Origin of the sequence: Bacteroides luhongzhouii (assembly GCF_009193295.2) — a bacterium.
Taxonomy (GTDB): Bacteria; Bacteroidota; Bacteroidia; order Bacteroidales; family Bacteroidaceae; genus Bacteroides; species Bacteroides luhongzhouii.
In genome coordinates, this window is sequence record NZ_CP059973.1 from 4383257 (window position 1) to 4400622 (window position 17366).

The window sequence follows — 17366 nt, forward strand, 5'->3', positions numbered from 1 at the left end:
CACTAATAATTATCTTACTCCAATTACTCAACATTGGGAAATGCCGTCTTAAACAATGCCCAATAATATATATACTAATTGTTTATACATGGATATGGTGACCCATTCGCATTGTTCATCTCTGATGATAGTTCTTTATTCATAAATGAATCTTATGAGCAAGTGAAATAAGTTTGGAAATAATAAGTGCCCTTTCTGATTTCTCTAAACCTAATAAATAAATTACGATTGACGTAGAGAACAAACATAAAATCCCAGTAACAACTAAGGATTTCACATTATGTTCCATATGTATATATAGGAAATATGGTAATATTGGCGATATAATAGCAACTAATATTACTGGAGCTAGAACCTTCCTAACATATAATCCCAATGAAAGCTGCGTTCGTCGTTTCGCAAATAAAAGTTTAAAAAATAGGGCACAAGCTGTCATTGTCAATTGACAAATAAACACAAGACTCGGATTCAAATCTACTTTAAGAGCTAAATAGCTAACCGGTAAAACCATAAGCATGAGCAAACCATTTGTCATTTGATATGATCGTATCTTCCCTGAAGCATTCACTGCATTATTTAACGGATTTGACAAACTATCAATCATAGAAACAATCAATATGATTTTCAAAAAATTCGCAGCATAAGCAGGCGGCGTCTTTAGCCACAATACTAAAGTTTGGTCTGTCATAACCAAAAAAGGTAATGATAGCAGAAAAACCATAAAAAAAGAGAACTTTGCACCTTTACAGATCAACGAATGCATATATGCCAAATCATTAGAAGCATAACTCTTTGTAATTTGTGGATTAATAGCAGTTTGGAAATTGTTGGCAAACTGTTGAACGGCTCCCTGTACTTGTATTGCTATTCCACGAGCTGCATTTACAGCAGGACCAAAAAACACGTTCAACAGCATATTCAATCCTTGAGTAACACCCATCAATGCTAAATTACCTATTAAACTCCAACTAGCAAACATTCCCATTTCTTTTATTTTGTTAGTATTCCAAACCCAATGAAAATGTGTCTCTTCAAAATGTCTATTACTATATGACGAATATACAAAACGAATAATCAGACTGACTACCAAAAGAAGAATTGCATAAATTTTTAATTTGTCAAAAGGAGATATGTAAAGAAAATATACAATAATCAATTTTAAAGCCGCTTCCAGCAAACTTATATATGCAAAAACTCCCATTTTTTCGTGAGCAATAATAGCTGCATTATATGGAACGCTAATAATATTCACGAACATAACCAAAATGGAACATTGAAACACCCACATGGCAGCATCTCTGCGTTCTATTGGAATCACCATCTTTTCATATAAAAACCATAAGCCTATAGTTTCGGAAAGAATAACAATAATAAAAGCGATTATCAAATGTATTATCAACGATGTAGAAAATGTTATATTCAAAACTTTTTCGTCATCACTCGACATATCAAAACTAAAAAAACGTTGTGTTGCTCCAGCCATTGCATTATTCAAAAATGCGAACATAGCTACCACACCACCAACGACATTATAAATACCATAATCTTCTATTCCTAAACTCTGTAATATTATTCTACTCGTAAAAAGACTTATTGCCAATAAGAAGATCATACGGAAGTAAAGCAATATTGTATTCTTTGCTATTCGCTTATTATCAAAAGCTTGAGACATATAATAATAGTTCAATAGTAAGAATCAATAGTGGTCAATGCCCAATTTAGAACATCCCCTTCTGTAAGATATCTTACGAAAAATTGTTATTAAATTCACTTTTTTACTATTGACATACTGCAAGAACTACATTTTATGTTTCCATAGTCTCAAGTTCCTAGCGTCGTGTGCCCTACTTATCATCAAAATCCCATCTTGTTATAATTGCTCTCAAAATGGAAGAACTGGCTCCACATACCCAACCGGCATATCCGCACAAGCACACCCCAGCATATTCAACCGGACAGCAATCTTGCTTCTGCCATCTACTGTAACAAGTTCTCCTACAAGTCCTGTCAAAGGCCCTTTGACAACACGTACTCTTTCACCACGTGCCAAAGGAGCACTATTCATACAGATTGCCTCTTCGGAATAGTCGAGCATAAAACGGAAACGGGCCATTTGTTCATCAGGAATGATAGTCGGACTGCTCTCACCGCGCATTACCATATACCGACTAACTGTAGAAAAGGAAAGAACCTCTTTACGTTCTTTGGGGTCAGCGTGTACAAAAACCATCATAGGAAGCAATACGGATTCAACCACTTTTCGGCGGTCGCTCCATTGATGTACTTCTTGCTGGACTGGTACAAAATTTTCAATCCCCATTTTATCTAAACGCTCGGCTACTTTCTTTTCATGATGCATACGGACCAGAGCGACATACCAGCGTTTAGAGTGTGCTACGCCTTCCCCTGTCCCAATTTTAGGCCCAGCACTTAAAGTTTCTTTCGTTAGAATCATACTTTTTTACCCCTTACTTTTCCGTTACTTCTTAGGTAACGGATAAGGTACTCATTCACAGAAAAACAGATGAAAGCAGAAAAACATGGACAGGAACTGCCTACAAAGATGTTTTTCTAACCTACGCGAAGGGAAAAGCATCTCTAAAACAGAGTACAGGAATTTCAGGCATGATCAAACAGAATCATCATGTCCTGATATATTTTTGTTGCATATTTCAACAATTCAGAAAAAAAAGAAGATTTTACTTGTTTACTATTTGTATTTTTGCATATCTTTGCACCGAATAATAATCCGTTACCTAAGAAGTAACAGACACATTTCGCCCTTGATTTCTAATACTTTATCGTTTTTTATCTACCTAAACGAAAGTTCCTAATGTAAGATAAATTCCCTTTATTTACCTCTGTACGTTCTCTTAGCTCAAACCCCTTCAAATAGATTTGCGTGGTTTTTATAGATTTATGTCCCAATGATTCACTAATCATTTCAATTGGAACTCCACGATACTTGGCTGTCGTTGCCCAAGAATGGCGGAGCGTGTAAGAAGAGACGGGAGAATTCAACCGCAGAGCTCTCGCCAAATCTTTCAAACGATTATTAAATCTCCGAAGAGCAGACTGATATTCACGGTATGCCCTTTCATCCCTCCGTTTCTTGTTACTGCAAAGTATATCAAACAGATAGTCAGGACAATCGGGAATGGGTTCCTTATTACTCCGGAGCTGATTAATCATTCCCTTGGCGGTGTCCAATATTTCGACGCTCATAGGAGTTTTCGTTTTGATTCGATTATAACGTAATACACTCTGATCTAAAGCTGATTTTTCCAAATGCGCTAAATCAGCGAATGACATTCCACAAAACTGGAACATTAAGGCGGCAATTGTTTGGGTACGACGTAAACGCTCCGATTTAGGATCTTCATACAAAAGTTTGTGCAATTCACCGGCAGGCAAAGCTTTCTTCTGCCGGACATCCACGCCTGTATAGACATCATGAAATAATCGGGGAACATAAGGAGCACTCCCCGCTTCTACTCCCCGATTGTAAATACTACGAAGCATACGCATATACGTAGAAATCGTATTAGGCTTCAAACCACACTCATAAAGATACTGGCCATAACGTCGTAAACGTTCTTTGGTGACCTGTCTGAACGACATATTCAACGTACCACAAAACTTACTGAAGGAATAAAGGGCATTCTTATAGACATGAGCCGTAGAATAGCGCCCCTCCTTTCGTAAACGATTGATGTAGTTCTCCCCACATCGACTAAATCCATTTTTATTCATCATTTGCATCACTAGTTATTTTTTTTATATATATACTATTTGGCGAGCGACAAAAGAACAAATCTTTTTGCAGGTTCAATTTCACTTTCCAGATATTATTCCCTAATTAACATTCATTAATATTGCAAAAATTAACTAATTATGAGCAGTAAAAAATCTAAAAAAGGCAGTAAAAGCGACAAAGCAAAAAGAAATGTTCAAACAATGGAAAAAGCCCCTGAAAGGCATTCAAAGGAAGAAATCATCAGTGAAGAAGAGCTGGAAAACAGAATAGCAATCAGTGGAGATATCCGCCTTTATCTCACCATGCATTTGAGAATCTTTATCGATGGATATTTCCACCATCCTAAGAAAAAAAAGCTGATAAATCTAGCCCAATATATCTATGACCAAAAAGTATTATACATTCACAAGCATGGCGGATATAAGTTGATGGAACTTAGCAGTATACATGCTGAATTGGCAGCGTTGAAAAAGTCTGTTGAAGAAGAATATATGAAAGAGAAAAAGGAAAAAAGAGAACAGGCTGAAAAGCTTAAAAGCAAGTACTAAGAAAAAAATAATGGGACAGTTGAAATATATGGCTTACCTTCGCCGCCGTTTTCAACCGGTTGGAAAACAACAAGAATTTCTCTCAAAAAATAGTGACGGTATGCTGTTGTCATAGCGTCACTATAATGAAAGGATAGTAACGCTATGACAACAGCATACCGTCACTATCCGACAGGGGATATTTACGTTTAAATAAAAACTTAATTTTTCAATCAAAAAACAAAAGAAAATGAGACAAAAAATCAAGAAAGGCAAGTTGGAAGCTTGCAAATTGGTATGGAAAAAACGTATTACTGCCGAAAAGGGGATTTCGGATAAATGTGCGGAGAGAATTGTACAAGAGTGCATTAAACTAATAGAACGCATGTTGTATGGAAATGCAATGATAGCTTTTCACAAACAGGATGGTACGTTCTGCCTGGAAAGGGGAACACTGGTAGGATATGAAAAATTCTTTCATAGAGAATTCAATATCACAGCAAAACAAGAGTCTATTGTCTATTGGAGTGAAGAACAAAAAGGATGGAGAAGATTCATGATCGGAAACCTGATGGAGTGGAAAGCGATTGTATAATTTATAATGAAAAATATTGAACTATGAATATGATTAATAAAGGGATACCTTACTTCCCGACACCGGCAAACTTTTTTGACGAAGAGGTTATGGAGTTATTAGAAGCTAAATTTGGAGTGTTAGCTTCTTATATGGTCATGAGATTGCTTTGCAAAATCTATAAAGAGGGATATTACATTTCTTGGGGAAAAGAGCAAAACCTGATTTTCGTCCGCAAAGTAGGCGGCGGGATTAAAGAGGATATGATGGAAAAAATTGTCGATCTGTTATTGGAAAAAGGATTTTTCCATAAGGAAACATACGAGAAACACGGTATACTCACTTCGGAACAGATTCAAAGAGTGTGGTTCGAAGCTACGACACGAAGAAAAATAGATTTCTCACAACTACCTTATTTATTAGAGGCCAAACAGAGAAAAAGGATACACAAGGATGAGTTGAACAAGGAAAATGCTAACATTTTTCCAACTCAAGAGGAGGTGAGTTCAGAAAATGCAGACATTTCTCGACAAACTAAACTAAAGGAAACTAAACTAAATACTGAAGAAGAAGAAATAAGCGATGCTTCGTTTGAAATTCCGGGGTATGCATACAATCAGGCCACACACAACATGAACGGACTGATAGAAAGTCTGGAACACCACAAAGTGACTAATTCGGAAGAGAAGCAGGCAATTCTCCGGCTATCGGATTATGGCAAGAAAGGCACCCTGGTGTGGAGACTACTCTCCAATACGACCTGGAGCAAAATAGGAGCACCGGGAAAATACATCATTGCGGCGTTAGCTAGCGGACGGAAATAAACCGACTGATAAAAAGCTGATAAAAAAGGTACGAAAAATCTGTGCTTTTCACAAATTCTTCGTACCTTTACGCTCCGGTAAAACAAGTTCTATCCACATAAAAGATAACAAAATGGAAAACAGAAGTTTAGTAACCATTGCCGAACATTCTAAAGAAAAAATCCTCTACATGCTCGAAATGGCGAAGCAGTTTGAAATGAACCCTAATCGCCGGTTATTACAAGGAAAGGTAGTAGCAACCCTGTTCTTCGAACCTTCCACCCGTACCCGCTTGAGTTTTGAAACAGCTGCCAACCGTCTGGGTGCACGAGTAATCGGATTTTCGGACCCCAAGGCTACCAGCTCTTCCAAAGGGGAAACACTTAAAGACACGATCATGATGGTGAGCAACTATGCAGATATTATCGTCATGCGACACTATCTCGAAGGAGCTGCACGGTATGCAAGCGAAGTGGCACCGGTGCCTATTGTCAACGCTGGTGACGGAGCCAACCAACACCCGTCACAGACGATGCTCGATCTTTACTCTATCTACAAGACGCAAGGAACGCTGGAAAATCTGAATATTTTCCTGGTGGGTGACTTGAAATACGGCCGCACCGTACATTCATTGCTGATGGCTATGCGCCACTTCAATCCGACTTTCCACTTCATCGCTCCCGAGGAATTGAAAATGCCGGAAGAATACAAACTTTACTGTAAAACGCACCAAATAAAATACGTTGAACATACGGACTTTTCCGAAGAGGTTATCGCTGACGCCGATATTCTGTATATGACCCGTGTACAACGCGAACGTTTCACTGATCTGATGGAATATGAACGGGTGAAGAATGTATATATTCTACGTAACAAAATGTTGGAGAATACACGTCCGAACCTGCGTATCCTGCACCCGCTTCCCCGTGTCAACGAAATTGCTTACGATGTAGATGACAACCCGAAAGCATATTATTTCCAACAGGCGCAAAACGGTCTGTATGCCCGCGAAGCAATTCTTTGCGATGTATTAGGTATCACATTAGATGACGTTAAAAACGATATTTTATTATGAGCGAAAATAAACAAGCATTGCAAGTAGCTGCCCTGAAAAACGGGACAGTGATTGACCATATCCCATCTGAAAAGCTCTTCACCGTAGTGCAACTGCTCGGTGTGGAACAAATGACAAGCAATATCACAATCGGATTCAACCTCGACAGCAAAAAGCTGGGCAAAAAAGGAATCATCAAAATCGCAGATAAATTCTTTTGTGACGAAGAGATCAACCGTATTTCGGTAGTGGCACCGCACGTCAAACTGAACATTATCCGCGATTACGAGGTAGTGGAAAAGAAAGAGGTAAAAATGCCGGATACACTTCATGGCATCGTGAAATGTGCCAATCCGAAATGTATCACCAACAATGAACCGATGAACACCATCTTTCATGTGATAGATAAGGATAATTGCATCGTGAAATGCCATTATTGCGAGAAAGAGCAGAAACGTGAAGAGATTACGATCATTTAAATTAGACAATCATTTAAATGATTGTCTAATCGTAAATTAAAAATATGAAACAGGACTGGAAACCAGGAACGATGATTTATCCGCTGCCGGCTGTACTGGTCAGTTGCGGAAAGGAAGAAAGCGAATATAATATTATCACTGTAGCATGGACGGGTACGATTTGCACGAACCCGCCTATGTGTTATATATCCGTACGTCCGGAACGCCATTCTTATGATATTATCAAAAAGAACATGGAGTTTGTCATCAACCTGACAACCAAAGACATGGCTTTTGCCACCGACTGGTGCGGAGTTCGTTCGGGACGTGATTATCATAAATTCGAAGAGATGAAACTGACACCCGGACAGTGTACGGTGGTCAGCGCACCGCTGATTGAGGAATCACCTCTTTGCATTGAATGTCGTGTAAAAGAAATCATCTCTCTTGGTTCACACGATATGTTTATTGCCAATGTGGTAAATGTGCGTGCCGACGACCGGAACCTGAACCCCGAAACCGGAAAGCTGGAACTGGCAGAAGCCAATCCGCTGGTATATGTGCACGGAGGATATTACAATTTAGGAGAGAAAATAGGTAAGTTCGGCTGGAGTGTAGAAAAGAAAAAATCATAAAAGGAACGACACTGTCATGGATATGCTGCGTAAATACATTCTTCTCGGTTTAATAGTTGTAGCCGGCAGCCCGGTTGCCGGCCAGAATTATAACGCAGACAGAGTAGACCGTCCCAACACAAAAAAAATAAATGTCGGTATCAAGGCGGGGTTCAACTCTTCCATGTTTATGGTATCTGAACTAAAAATTAAAGATGTAACCATTGATGAGGTGCAAAATAACTACAAGATAGGTTATTTCGGTGCCCTCTTCATGCGCATCAACATGAAAAAGCATTTCATTCAGCCCGAAGTGTCGTATAATGTAAGCAAATGTGAGATTACTTTTGACAAACTCGGTTCCCAGCATCCTGCCATCGAGCCTGATTACGCTTCGGTGCAATCAGTGTTGCACAGTGTCGATTTTCCCGTTCTATATGGATATAATGTGGTGAAAAAAGGGCCTTACGGAATGTCAATCTTCGCAGGTCCAAAGCTTCGCTACCTATGGGGAAAGCACAATGAAATCACTTTTAAGAACTTCGATCAGAAAGGTATCCACGAAAAGTTGTATCCGTTCAATGTCAGCGCAGTGATTGGCGTAGGTGTCAACATCTCGCGTATCTTCTTCGATTTCCGCTACGAACAAGGCATAGGAAACATCTCCAAGTCTATTATTTATGACAATATCAACTCTGATGGCAGTACGGGTGTGAGCCATATTATTTTCCGCCGCCGTGACAGCGCGTTAAGTTTTTCATTGGGATTCATTCTTTAAAATAAAATATCATTAAATCCCGCTTTTTACTAACATTTTTCTTGTAGTTCCTTCATTCTTTATTTATTTTCATTAACTTTGTGCGCTTAAAATAGGTATCTCGAATTAGAAATTTAATCTTACTTATAAAAGAATGAAAAGAGACGACTTAATTTTCGACATCATCGAAAAAGAGCATCAACGTCAGTTGAAAGGAATCGAGCTGATTGCATCAGAAAACTTTGTGAGTGACCAGGTAATGCAGGCAATGGGTTCTTGCCTGACTAACAAGTACGCAGAAGGTTATCCCGGCAAACGTTACTATGGAGGTTGCGAAGTAGTAGACCAAAGCGAACAAATCGCCATCGACCGCCTGAAAGAAATTTTCGGTGCCGAATGGGCAAATGTACAGCCACACTCGGGAGCACAAGCTAATGCTGCTGTTTTCCTCGCTGTTCTGAATCCGGGCGACAAATTCATGGGATTAAATCTGGCACACGGCGGACATCTGTCTCATGGTTCATTAGTGAACACTTCCGGTATCATCTATACTCCTTGCGAATATAACCTGAATAAAGAAACAGGACGCGTTGATTACGACCAGATGGAAGAAGTCGCTCTGCGTGAGAAACCAAAAATGATTATCGGTGGTGGTTCTGCATACTCTCGTGAATGGGATTACAAACGTATGCGTGAGATCGCTGACAAAGTAGGCGCTATCCTGATGATTGATATGGCTCACCCTGCCGGTCTGATCGCTGCCGGAGTGCTCGAAAATCCGGTTAAATACGCACATATCGTCACTTCTACTACACATAAAACACTTCGCGGACCTCGTGGTGGTGTCATCATGATGGGCAAGGATTTCCCCAATCCATGGGGTAAGACAACTCCGAAGGGTGAGATCAAGATGATGTCTCAATTACTGGATTCTGCCGTTTTCCCGGGTATCCAAGGCGGACCGCTGGAACATGTAATTGCTGCTAAAGCAGTTGCTTTCGGTGAAATCCTGCAACCTGAATTTAAGGAATATGCTAAACAAGTACAAAAGAATGCTGCCGTACTTGCACAGGCTTTGATTGACCGTGGCTTTACAATCGTTTCCGGTGGTACAGACAACCACTCTATGTTGGTCGACCTGCGTAGCAAATATCCTGATCTGACAGGTAAAGTGGCAGAAAAAGCATTGGTTTCTGCTGATATTACCGTTAACAAGAACATGGTTCCGTTCGACAGCCGTTCGGCTTTCCAGACTTCCGGTATCCGCTTGGGTACTCCTGCCATCACTACTCGTGGTGCGAAAGAAGACTTGATGATTGAAATTGCTGAAATGATCGAGACAGTATTGTCTAACGTAGAAAATGAGGAAGTTATTGCACAAGTACGTGCACGTGTCAATGAGACAATGAAAAAATACCCTCTTTTCGCTTACTAAAACACAATTGTAAAGCTAGTAATTGTAAACTGTTAGTAGCTTATTTCCCATTTAAGGTCTGCTCTTCACGAAAGAAGCAGACCTTTTTTTATTTATTAACGGTCCCCGTTCGAACCATCTATCCGGGATTTTGTTAACGAATAAAACCGTACAGTGTGTAAGAAGAGAAAACAGAAGCACACTGGACTCTATATACAGTCATCCCCGTCTCTCCACATTCATTTTATAGGGAAAGACGGGGATTTATTTCTACCGGCGTAGCGCCAGTACAAGTATTCTTTAAGGGTATATCAGCTCAATCCTTCAATTTCTCCATCTACAACATCAATATACAATGCTTGCGGTTCTTTAGGCAATCCCGGCATACGAAGAATTTCTCCGGCAATGGCTACAATCATTTCAGCTCCATTATTGATTACAATATCTTTAATATGGAACTCGAAGTTGTTCACCGCACCATAAATCTTAGGATCGGCAGAGAATGAATACTGTGTTTTAGCAATACAAACCGGATAATGAGTGATTCCCATTTTCTCGATCAGTTTGATACGGTTGCGTGCAATACTGCTATAAGTAATAACGCTGGCTCCGTAAATATTAGTAGCCACCTTTTCAATCTTCTGCTGTATATTATCTTCTTCCTTATATGTATAACGTAGAGGTTCGGACGGATTATTTTCGATTGTATCTACCACCAGACGAGCCATGTCTACTGCCCCCTCTCCTCCTTCACTGAACGCATTGTTGATGGCGAAACCGACTCCCAACTGTTCGCAATGCTCGCGCAACAATTCCATTTCTTCATCGGTGTCGGACGCAAACTTATTGAAAGCTACGATAATCGTCTGACCGAATGAACGAAGATTACGAACGTGTTTGTCCAGATTACGCAATCCTTCTTTCAGTCCTTCCATATTCGGTTCTTTGATACGGTCGAGACTGACACCACCGTGCATCTTCAGTCCTTGCGCCGTAGCGACAATCACCGTGAGACGTGGTTGGAGTCCGCTCTTACGACATTTGATATTATAGAACTTCTCTGCACCGAGATCGGCACCGAATCCGGCTTCTGTAATCACATAATCACCGAAAGACATAGCCAGTTTAGTAGCCAGAATAGAGTTACAACCATGCGCAATATTAGCGAACGGACCGCCGTGTACAAAAGCTGCGGTTCCTTCGGTAGTCTGCACCAAATTAGGATGGATGGCATCTTTCAGCAACACAGTGATAGCTCCTGCCACTCCCAAATCTTTTACAGTAAAGGGTTGGTCTTCATAAGTGAAACCCAACAGGATATTTTCGATACGACGACGCAAATCACTCACATCTTTGGAAAGGCAAAGAATCGCCATAATCTCCGAAGCAGGAGTAATATCGAAACCGGACTCTTGGGTAATCCCGTTTGATTTGGGTCCGAGACCGACAACAATGCTGCGCAACGAACGGTCGTTTACGTCGAGCACTCTCCGCCAAAGAATTTCTTTCAATCCGAAACCTTTTGCCTGATTCTGATAGAGATAATTATCGAGCAAAGCGGAAATCATGTTATGGGCAGAAGTGATGGCATGAAAATCCCCTGTGAAATGGAGGTTAATCTTATCCATAGGAAGTACTTGTGCATATCCTCCGCCGGCCGCTCCTCCCTTCATACCGAAACAAGGACCGAGAGACGGCTCACGAAGAGCGACAATCGCATTCTTTCCAATCTTATTCAGCCCCAGAGCAAGACCGATAGATACTGTAGTTTTACCAATGCCCGCTTTGGTTGCCGTAATAGCAGTGACCAGGATGAGATTGCTTTTCTTCACCTTCTCTTCATCGATCAGTTGTTCGGGAATCTTTGCGATATAGCGACCATAATTCTCCACTTCCTCGCGAGGGATCCCGATACATTCGGCAACTTGCTTTATCTTCTTCAGCTCAATGCTGCGAGCAATTTCTATGTCTGATTTCATACAGAATATGATTAGTTTTTATTTTTGAAAGAACAAAAGTATAACAAAAAAGCGAAATAGAGAAATTTAAAGTTCACCAGATATTTATATATCTATTTATTATAAACACTATAAACTCTTTTCACGCAATAACTGTTGTAAATGACATAACCTAAAACAACAACTTAATTATGGAATGGATTATTAATCAACTAAGGGTACACCCTGAACTTGCTATTTTCCTAACGCTCTTTGCCGGATTCTGGCTGGGCAGACTCAAAATAGGGAAATTCTCATTGGGGACAGTCACCAGTGTTCTGCTGGTCGGAGTGTTGGTCGGACAACTGAATATCACTGTGGATGGCCCGATGAAAGCTGTGTTCTTTCTGCTTTTCTTGTTTGCCGTCGGCTACAAAGTAGGTCCGCAATTTTTTCGCGGATTGAAAAAGGATGGGCTGCCACAGGTGGGATTCGCTGTACTGATGTGTATTGTCAGCTTGGTAGCACCGTGGATACTCGCCAAAATCATGGGGTACCATGTAGGGGAAGCTGCCGGACTTTTGGCAGGTTCACAGACCATATCCGCCGTTATCGGTGTGGCAAGCGATACAATCAATCAATTGGGAATCAGCGACGCACAAAAAACAACATTCATCAATGCGATTCCGGTAGCTTACGCTGTAACTTATATCTTCGGTACAGCCGGTTCTGCATGGATTCTGGCTTCTCTCGGCCCCAAAATGTTGGGCGGACTGGATAAGGTGAAAGCTGACTGCAAAGAACTGGAGGCTCAAATGGGAACATCGGAAGCTGATGAACCCGGATTTTCCCCGGCTCTGCGTCCGGTTGTATTCCGTGCTTATAAAATCACCAATGAATGGTTCGGCAAAGGAAAGAAAGTCAGTGAACTCGAAACATATTTATGCAAGAATGATAAACGGCTGTTTGTAGAACGAATTCGTCAAAGAGGAGTAGTGAAAGATGTCGACCCGAACCTGATTCTTCGCAAAAACGATGAAGTGGTACTAAGCGGACGCCGTGAGTTTGTAATCGGAGAAGAAGACTGGATCGGTCCGGAAGTGATCGACGCACAATTATTGGATTTTCCGGCGGAAACTCTTCCCGTAATGGTGACTCACCGGACGTTTGCCGGGGAAAAGGTTGCCAAAATCCGGGCACAGAAGTTCATGCATGGAGTCAGCATCCGTAACATCAAGCGTGCCGGAATCAATGTTCCGGTATTATCCCAAACGATAGTAGATTCGGGAGATATTCTTGAGCTCACCGGCCTTAAACATGAGGTGGAAGGTGCTGCCAAACAAATGGGTTACATTGACCGTCCGACCAATCAGACGGATATGATTTTCGTCGGGCTGGGCATCTTGCTCGGTGGTCTTTTCGGTGCACTGGCTATCCACTTGGGAGGTGTTCCTATCAGCCTTTCTACCAGTGGCGGCGCATTGATAGCCGGACTTCTATTCGGTTGGTTGCGCAGCAAGCATCCTACTTTCGGAGGTATCCCCGAACCCTCTTTATGGGTATTGAATAATGTAGGGCTGAATATGTTTATCGCAGTGGTCGGCATTGCTGCAGGCCCCAGTTTTATAGCCGGATTCAAGGAAGTCGGAGTCAGTCTGTTTATTGTCGGTGCACTGGCAACAGCCATCCCTCTTCTCGCAGGATTGCTGATGGCGAGATACCTGTTCAAGTTCCACCCTGCCCTTTCATTAGGATGCACGGCAGGAGCACGTACCACAACAGCCGCACTGGGAGCTATTCAGGATGCAGTGGAAAGTGACACACCTGCATTAGGATATACAGTGACGTATGCAGTCGGCAATACGCTACTGATTATCTGGGGAGTCATCATCGTGTTACTTATGTAAAACTATATAAATAAATATCATTATGGAAAAGAAAACAAATCCTGCCATCACGAAAAGTTATGCCAAGAAAATGGAAACAATCAGCCCGTTCGAGCTGAAAAACAAACTGATTGATATGGCAGATGAAAGCATCAAGAAAATAGCACATACCATGCTGAATGCGGGAAGAGGTAATCCGAACTGGATTGCTACAGAACCACGCGAAGCATTTTTTCTGTTGGGACAATTCGGACTTTGCGAATGTCGCCATGCGTTTTCACTGGAAGAAGGAATAGCAGGTATTCCGCAAAAGGCTGGAATAGCCGCACGTTTCGAGGCTTTCCTGAAGGAGAATGAAAAAGCTCCGGGAGCTAGTCTGCTGAAAGAGGGTTACAATTATATGTTGATGGAGCATGCTGCCGATCCGGATACGCTGATTCATGAATGGGCGGAATCGGTGATTGGCGACCAATATCCTGTGCCCGACCGTATTTTACATTTTACAGAGTTAATCGTACAGGATTATCTGGCACAAGAGATGTGTGACCGCCGTCCGCCGAAAGGAACTTTTGACCTTTTCGCCACCGAGGGAGGTACGGCAGCCATGTGTTATCTGTTCGATTCTTTGCAAGAGAATTTCCTGTTGAATCAGGGAGATGCCATTGCTTTGATGATTCCCGTGTTCACTCCTTATATAGAAATTCCGGAACTGCGACGCTATCAGTTCGACGTCACCGAAATTTCCGCCGACCAGATGACTCCTGACGGATTACATACCTGGCAGTATAAGGATGAAGATATAGACAAACTGAAAGATCCGCGAATCAAAGCGTTATTTATCACTAACCCGAGTAATCCGCCCAGTTACGCACTTAGCAAGGAGACTACCGAACGTATCATCAACATTGTGAAGAATGACAATCCGAACCTGATGATTATTACGGATGATGTGTATGGGACGTTTATTCCTCATTTCCGTTCATTGATGGCAGAATTGCCTCACAATACGCTTTGCGTTTATTCGTTCTCCAAATATTTCGGAGCTACAGGATGGAGAACCGCAGTGATTGCTTTACACGAAGACAACATCTACGACAAAATGATTACCCGTCTGTCGGAGGAGCAGAAATCAATATTGAACAAACGTTATTCCAGCCTTAGCCTGCAACCGGAAAGAATGAAATTTATCGACCGCATGGTGGCTGACAGCCGACAGATTGCACTGAATCATACCGCAGGACTTTCTCTGCCCCAACAAATACAGATGAGTTTGTTTGCCATCTTCTCGCTTCTGGATAAAGAAGACAGTTATAAAACCAAGATGCAGGAAATTATTCATCGCCGCCTGCATGCGTTGTGGGATAACACAGGGTTCACATTGGTGGAAGACCCGCTGCGCGCCGGATATTATTCGGAGATTGATATGCTGGTATGGGCGAAGAAATTCTACGGAGATGATTTCGTTGCTTATCTGCAAAAGACATACAATCCGTTGGATGTGGTTTTCCGCCTGGCAAACGAAACGTCACTCGTTCTGTTGAATGGCGGTGGCTTTGCCGGACCGAAATGGAGTGTGCGTGTGTCACTGGCTAATCTGAATGAAGCCGATTACGTAAAGATCGGACAAAGCATCAAGCGTGTTTTGGAAGAATATGCCCAAACATGGAAAGCATCAAAATAATTAACTGATTAGACGATTTACGATCGTATGATTGAGGATAGTAACCTCAATCGTACATTGTAAATCGTCTAATCGTAAATAAAAGAAAAGATAAGTTTTTTCTAAGAAAACATAACGGAAGCGAATAGTCAGGTTGAAAATCTCTATCTTTGTGGTAAATCAACCTTTACGAAGATGAAAAAACTGATTCTATTTCTTTCGCTGATATTATCAGTCGGTTTTGCATCCGCACAGTCGGAAATTCCTTCCGATAGTATTCGTCGTGCTCCATCCACCAATATTAAAGAGTTTGGTGGATTTCTGCTGGATATGGGATTAATGAATGTAGCGACTCCCGAACTTCCCAAGTTTAATTTAGAGATGCCTAATATGACGAAAGATTATAATCAGCTCTTTCGTTTAAATACAGATGTTACTTATTCGCAAGGATTCACTGATTCTTTTTCTTCGTCTTCTTTCTCCGGCTTTTCCGGCTTTGGATATGGTTGGGGATTGTCCTCTTCTCCACAGTTTATGCAGATGGGGTCTTTCAAACTGAAAAATGGAATGAGAATCAATACCTACGGAGATTATGACAAGGATGGCTGGCGGGTGCCTAACCGCAGTGCTATGCCTTGGGAAAAAAATAATTTCCGGGGAGCATTCGAACTGAAATCGGCAAATGGCAATTTCGGAATACGAATCGAAGTGCAACAAGGACGAAATGCACCTTATTAAATCAGGTACTTCAATATAAAACCCCGGAAGTCTGAAATAAAATCAAATAGTCCTATAGATTAGATCAGACAGTCCGGAATTAAATTAAGTAAGTTCGGCACAGAATTAGGAAAGCTCGAAGGCTTTATCTGCCGCACTTATTGCGTTGGCAATACGATCACACCATGAATCAAATTCCGGATCAGGTATTTGTGATTCCGGATGGGAAAGCATATAGTGTACAGCTTGTCGTAATCCGTCTGCCATGGAAGTATTGCATATAAAATCAGGAACCAACCGCTTTATCTTCGAGTTATCAAAGACTACCGTAGCTGCTTTATCTCCTAACAGTTCACCTCTGAAATCATAATGATCGTTATGCTTGGCAAGGAAATCGGATGCTACGTGTAATGCGTTCAGAGGTTTGCCCAACGCATCGGCAATGGTTTGGTAAATCTGATTCCAGGTCATGCTTTCATCGGTAGTGATATGAAAAGCGTTCCCAATAGCATGGGGGGTCGCCATCAGTCCTACATAACCTTTGGCAAAATCTTTAGAGTGAGTCAATGTCCACAAAGAAGAACCATCGCCGGGGATAATAACAGGTTTGCCGTCAAGGATTCGTTTTAGGATCTGCCAGTTTCCCTTATCTCCATGTACAGATACGGGAGGTTTTGTTCCGTTGTAGGTATGGCTGGGACGGACGATTGTAACGGGAAAACCGTTTGTGCGATAGGCTGCCATCAGCACTTCTTCCGCTTCTATCTTATTACGGGAGTACTGCCAATAGGGATTGGCCAAAGGGGTGCTTTCAGTAATACGGTAATCGGCCAATGGCTTTTGGTAGGCAGAGGCACTGCTAATAAAGATATATTGTCGCGTTTTATTCTGGAACAGGCGGATGTCACGCTTCACGTCTTCTGCCGTATAGCCGATGAACTGTGCAACCACATCGTAATGTTCGGACGCGATGGCTTTTGCCACAGCTTCTTCCTCATTAATATCCGCAATGATACTGTGAATTCCCGCCGGTATCTTTTTCGAACCACGATTAAGGAGAGTAATCTCCCACCCTCTTTGTTGCGCCAATGCCACTACATCTGTACTGATCGTACCTGTTCCTCCAATAAATAATGCTTTCATAAAACCTGTTTTTTTATATTCTCCGGAACAAATATATCAATTTCATCACTTACTTCCAGCAATCA

The 17366-nt window shown here is 41.5% G+C and carries 16 protein-coding genes; 11 read left to right on the plus strand and 5 right to left on the minus strand.

The genetic code is table 11. The annotated features are described in order from the left end of the window. Positions 1 to 139: 139 nt before the first annotated feature. From GD631_RS16455 to GD631_RS16465, 3 genes are all read right to left on the minus strand, one after another. Positions 140 to 1672, minus strand: coding sequence for an MATE family efflux transporter (locus GD631_RS16455; protein WP_143258629.1), 1533 nt, complete (start codon positions 1670 to 1672; stop codon positions 140 to 142). 210 nt (positions 1673 to 1882) lie between these two features. Further along, a complete protein-coding gene (locus GD631_RS16460; RefSeq protein WP_143258630.1) occupies positions 1883 to 2455 on the minus strand; it encodes a UpxY family transcription antiterminator in 573 nt (190 codons plus the stop codon). Between the two features lie 353 nt (positions 2456 to 2808). Further along, on the minus strand, positions 2809 to 3762 hold the full coding sequence (locus tag GD631_RS16465; protein WP_143258631.1) for a tyrosine-type DNA invertase cluster 3b: 954 nt from the start codon (positions 3760 to 3762) through the stop codon (positions 2809 to 2811). 132 nt (positions 3763 to 3894) lie between these two features. Between GD631_RS16465 and GD631_RS16470 the strand changes: the two genes are divergently transcribed. From GD631_RS16470 to glyA, 8 genes are all read left to right on the plus strand, one after another. Next, the gene (locus GD631_RS16470; protein ID WP_143258632.1) at positions 3895 to 4305 is read left to right on the plus strand and encodes a DUF4119 family protein; all 411 of its coding nucleotides are present in this window, start codon (positions 3895 to 3897) and stop codon (positions 4303 to 4305) included. 229 nt (positions 4306 to 4534) lie between these two features. Continuing rightward, positions 4535 to 4879: an SH3 beta-barrel fold-containing protein gene (locus GD631_RS16475; protein ID WP_143258633.1), complete on the plus strand. Its 345-nt coding sequence runs from the start codon at positions 4535 to 4537 to the stop codon at positions 4877 to 4879. Positions 4880 to 4902: 23 nt separating this feature from the next. Further along, positions 4903 to 5682 carry a DUF4373 domain-containing protein gene (locus tag GD631_RS16480; RefSeq protein ID WP_143258634.1) on the plus strand — a complete coding sequence of 260 codons (780 nt, stop codon included), beginning with the start codon at positions 4903 to 4905 and terminating at the stop codon, positions 5680 to 5682. A 112-nt stretch (positions 5683 to 5794) separates the two neighbouring features. Next, positions 5795 to 6736, plus strand: a complete 942-nt coding sequence (gene pyrB, locus GD631_RS16485; RefSeq protein ID WP_143258635.1) for an aspartate carbamoyltransferase — start codon at positions 5795 to 5797, stop codon at positions 6734 to 6736. Beyond that, positions 6733 to 7194 (plus strand): aspartate carbamoyltransferase regulatory subunit, encoded by a 462-nt coding sequence (pyrI, locus tag GD631_RS16490; protein ID WP_143258636.1) that lies wholly within the window; start codon positions 6733 to 6735, stop codon positions 7192 to 7194. Before pyrB ends, pyrI begins: the two co-directional genes overlap by 4 nt. A 44-nt stretch (positions 7195 to 7238) precedes the next feature. Continuing rightward, positions 7239 to 7808 (plus strand): flavin reductase family protein, encoded by a 570-nt coding sequence (locus GD631_RS16495; protein WP_143258637.1) that lies wholly within the window; start codon positions 7239 to 7241, stop codon positions 7806 to 7808. Between the two features lie 16 nt (positions 7809 to 7824). Continuing rightward, positions 7825 to 8565 (plus strand): porin family protein, encoded by a 741-nt coding sequence (locus GD631_RS16500; protein WP_143258638.1) that lies wholly within the window; start codon positions 7825 to 7827, stop codon positions 8563 to 8565. Between the two features lie 133 nt (positions 8566 to 8698). Further along, positions 8699 to 9979, plus strand: coding sequence for a serine hydroxymethyltransferase (gene glyA, locus GD631_RS16505; RefSeq protein ID WP_143258639.1), 1281 nt, complete (start codon positions 8699 to 8701; stop codon positions 9977 to 9979). A gap of 290 nt (positions 9980 to 10269) precedes the next feature. Here the strand turns inward: glyA and GD631_RS16510 are convergent, their stop codons facing one another. Continuing rightward, positions 10270 to 11937, minus strand: a complete 1668-nt coding sequence (locus tag GD631_RS16510) for a formate--tetrahydrofolate ligase (protein ID WP_143258640.1) — start codon at positions 11935 to 11937, stop codon at positions 10270 to 10272. A gap of 170 nt (positions 11938 to 12107) precedes the next feature. On the opposite strand from GD631_RS16510, the gene aspT reads away from it, so the two are divergent. The 3 genes from aspT to GD631_RS16525 all read left to right on the plus strand — a co-directional run bounded on the left by aspT (position 12108) and on the right by GD631_RS16525 (position 16179). Beyond that, on the plus strand, positions 12108 to 13802 hold the full coding sequence (gene aspT / locus GD631_RS16515; RefSeq protein ID WP_143258641.1) for an aspartate-alanine antiporter: 1695 nt from the start codon (positions 12108 to 12110) through the stop codon (positions 13800 to 13802). Positions 13803 to 13824: 22 nt separating this feature from the next. Continuing rightward, positions 13825 to 15462: an aspartate 4-decarboxylase gene (gene aspD / locus GD631_RS16520; protein WP_143258642.1), complete on the plus strand. Its 1638-nt coding sequence runs from the start codon at positions 13825 to 13827 to the stop codon at positions 15460 to 15462. 174 nt (positions 15463 to 15636) lie between these two features. Beyond that, positions 15637 to 16179, plus strand: coding sequence for an occludin (locus GD631_RS16525; RefSeq protein ID WP_143258643.1), 543 nt, complete (start codon positions 15637 to 15639; stop codon positions 16177 to 16179). Between the two features lie 105 nt (positions 16180 to 16284). Here GD631_RS16525 and GD631_RS16530 read toward each other — a convergent pair whose 3' ends face one another. After that, positions 16285 to 17301, minus strand: a complete 1017-nt coding sequence (locus GD631_RS16530) for an SDR family oxidoreductase (protein ID WP_143258644.1) — start codon at positions 17299 to 17301, stop codon at positions 16285 to 16287. Positions 17302 to 17366 lie beyond the last annotated feature (65 nt).

What these genes read in the sequence shown, in the direction of transcription:
- GD631_RS16465 (WP_143258631.1), bottom strand. Translation starts at nt 3,762, where the DNA reads ATGCAAATGATGAATAAAAATGGATTTAGTCGATGTGGGGAGAACTAC.
- GD631_RS16460 (WP_143258630.1), bottom strand. Translation starts at nt 2,455, where the DNA reads ATGATTCTAACGAAAGAAACTTTAAGTGCTGGGCCTAAAATTGGGACA.
- GD631_RS16525 (WP_143258643.1), top strand. Translation starts at nt 15,637, where the DNA reads ATGAAAAAACTGATTCTATTTCTTTCGCTGATATTATCAGTCGGTTTT.
- aspT (WP_143258641.1), top strand. Translation starts at nt 12,108, where the DNA reads ATGGAATGGATTATTAATCAACTAAGGGTACACCCTGAACTTGCTATT.
- GD631_RS16480 (WP_143258634.1), top strand. Translation starts at nt 4,903, where the DNA reads ATGAATATGATTAATAAAGGGATACCTTACTTCCCGACACCGGCAAAC.
- GD631_RS16495 (WP_143258637.1), top strand. Translation starts at nt 7,239, where the DNA reads ATGAAACAGGACTGGAAACCAGGAACGATGATTTATCCGCTGCCGGCT.
- aspD (WP_143258642.1), top strand. Translation starts at nt 13,825, where the DNA reads ATGGAAAAGAAAACAAATCCTGCCATCACGAAAAGTTATGCCAAGAAA.
- GD631_RS16455 (WP_143258629.1), bottom strand. Translation starts at nt 1,672, where the DNA reads ATGTCTCAAGCTTTTGATAATAAGCGAATAGCAAAGAATACAATATTG.
- GD631_RS16530 (WP_143258644.1), bottom strand. Translation starts at nt 17,301, where the DNA reads ATGAAAGCATTATTTATTGGAGGAACAGGTACGATCAGTACAGATGTA.
- glyA (WP_143258639.1), top strand. Translation starts at nt 8,699, where the DNA reads ATGAAAAGAGACGACTTAATTTTCGACATCATCGAAAAAGAGCATCAA.
- pyrB (WP_143258635.1), top strand. Translation starts at nt 5,795, where the DNA reads ATGGAAAACAGAAGTTTAGTAACCATTGCCGAACATTCTAAAGAAAAA.
- GD631_RS16470 (WP_143258632.1), top strand. Translation starts at nt 3,895, where the DNA reads ATGAGCAGTAAAAAATCTAAAAAAGGCAGTAAAAGCGACAAAGCAAAA.
- GD631_RS16475 (WP_143258633.1), top strand. Translation starts at nt 4,535, where the DNA reads ATGAGACAAAAAATCAAGAAAGGCAAGTTGGAAGCTTGCAAATTGGTA.
- pyrI (WP_143258636.1), top strand. Translation starts at nt 6,733, where the DNA reads ATGAGCGAAAATAAACAAGCATTGCAAGTAGCTGCCCTGAAAAACGGG.
- GD631_RS16510 (WP_143258640.1), bottom strand. Translation starts at nt 11,937, where the DNA reads ATGAAATCAGACATAGAAATTGCTCGCAGCATTGAGCTGAAGAAGATA.
- GD631_RS16500 (WP_143258638.1), top strand. Translation starts at nt 7,825, where the DNA reads ATGGATATGCTGCGTAAATACATTCTTCTCGGTTTAATAGTTGTAGCC.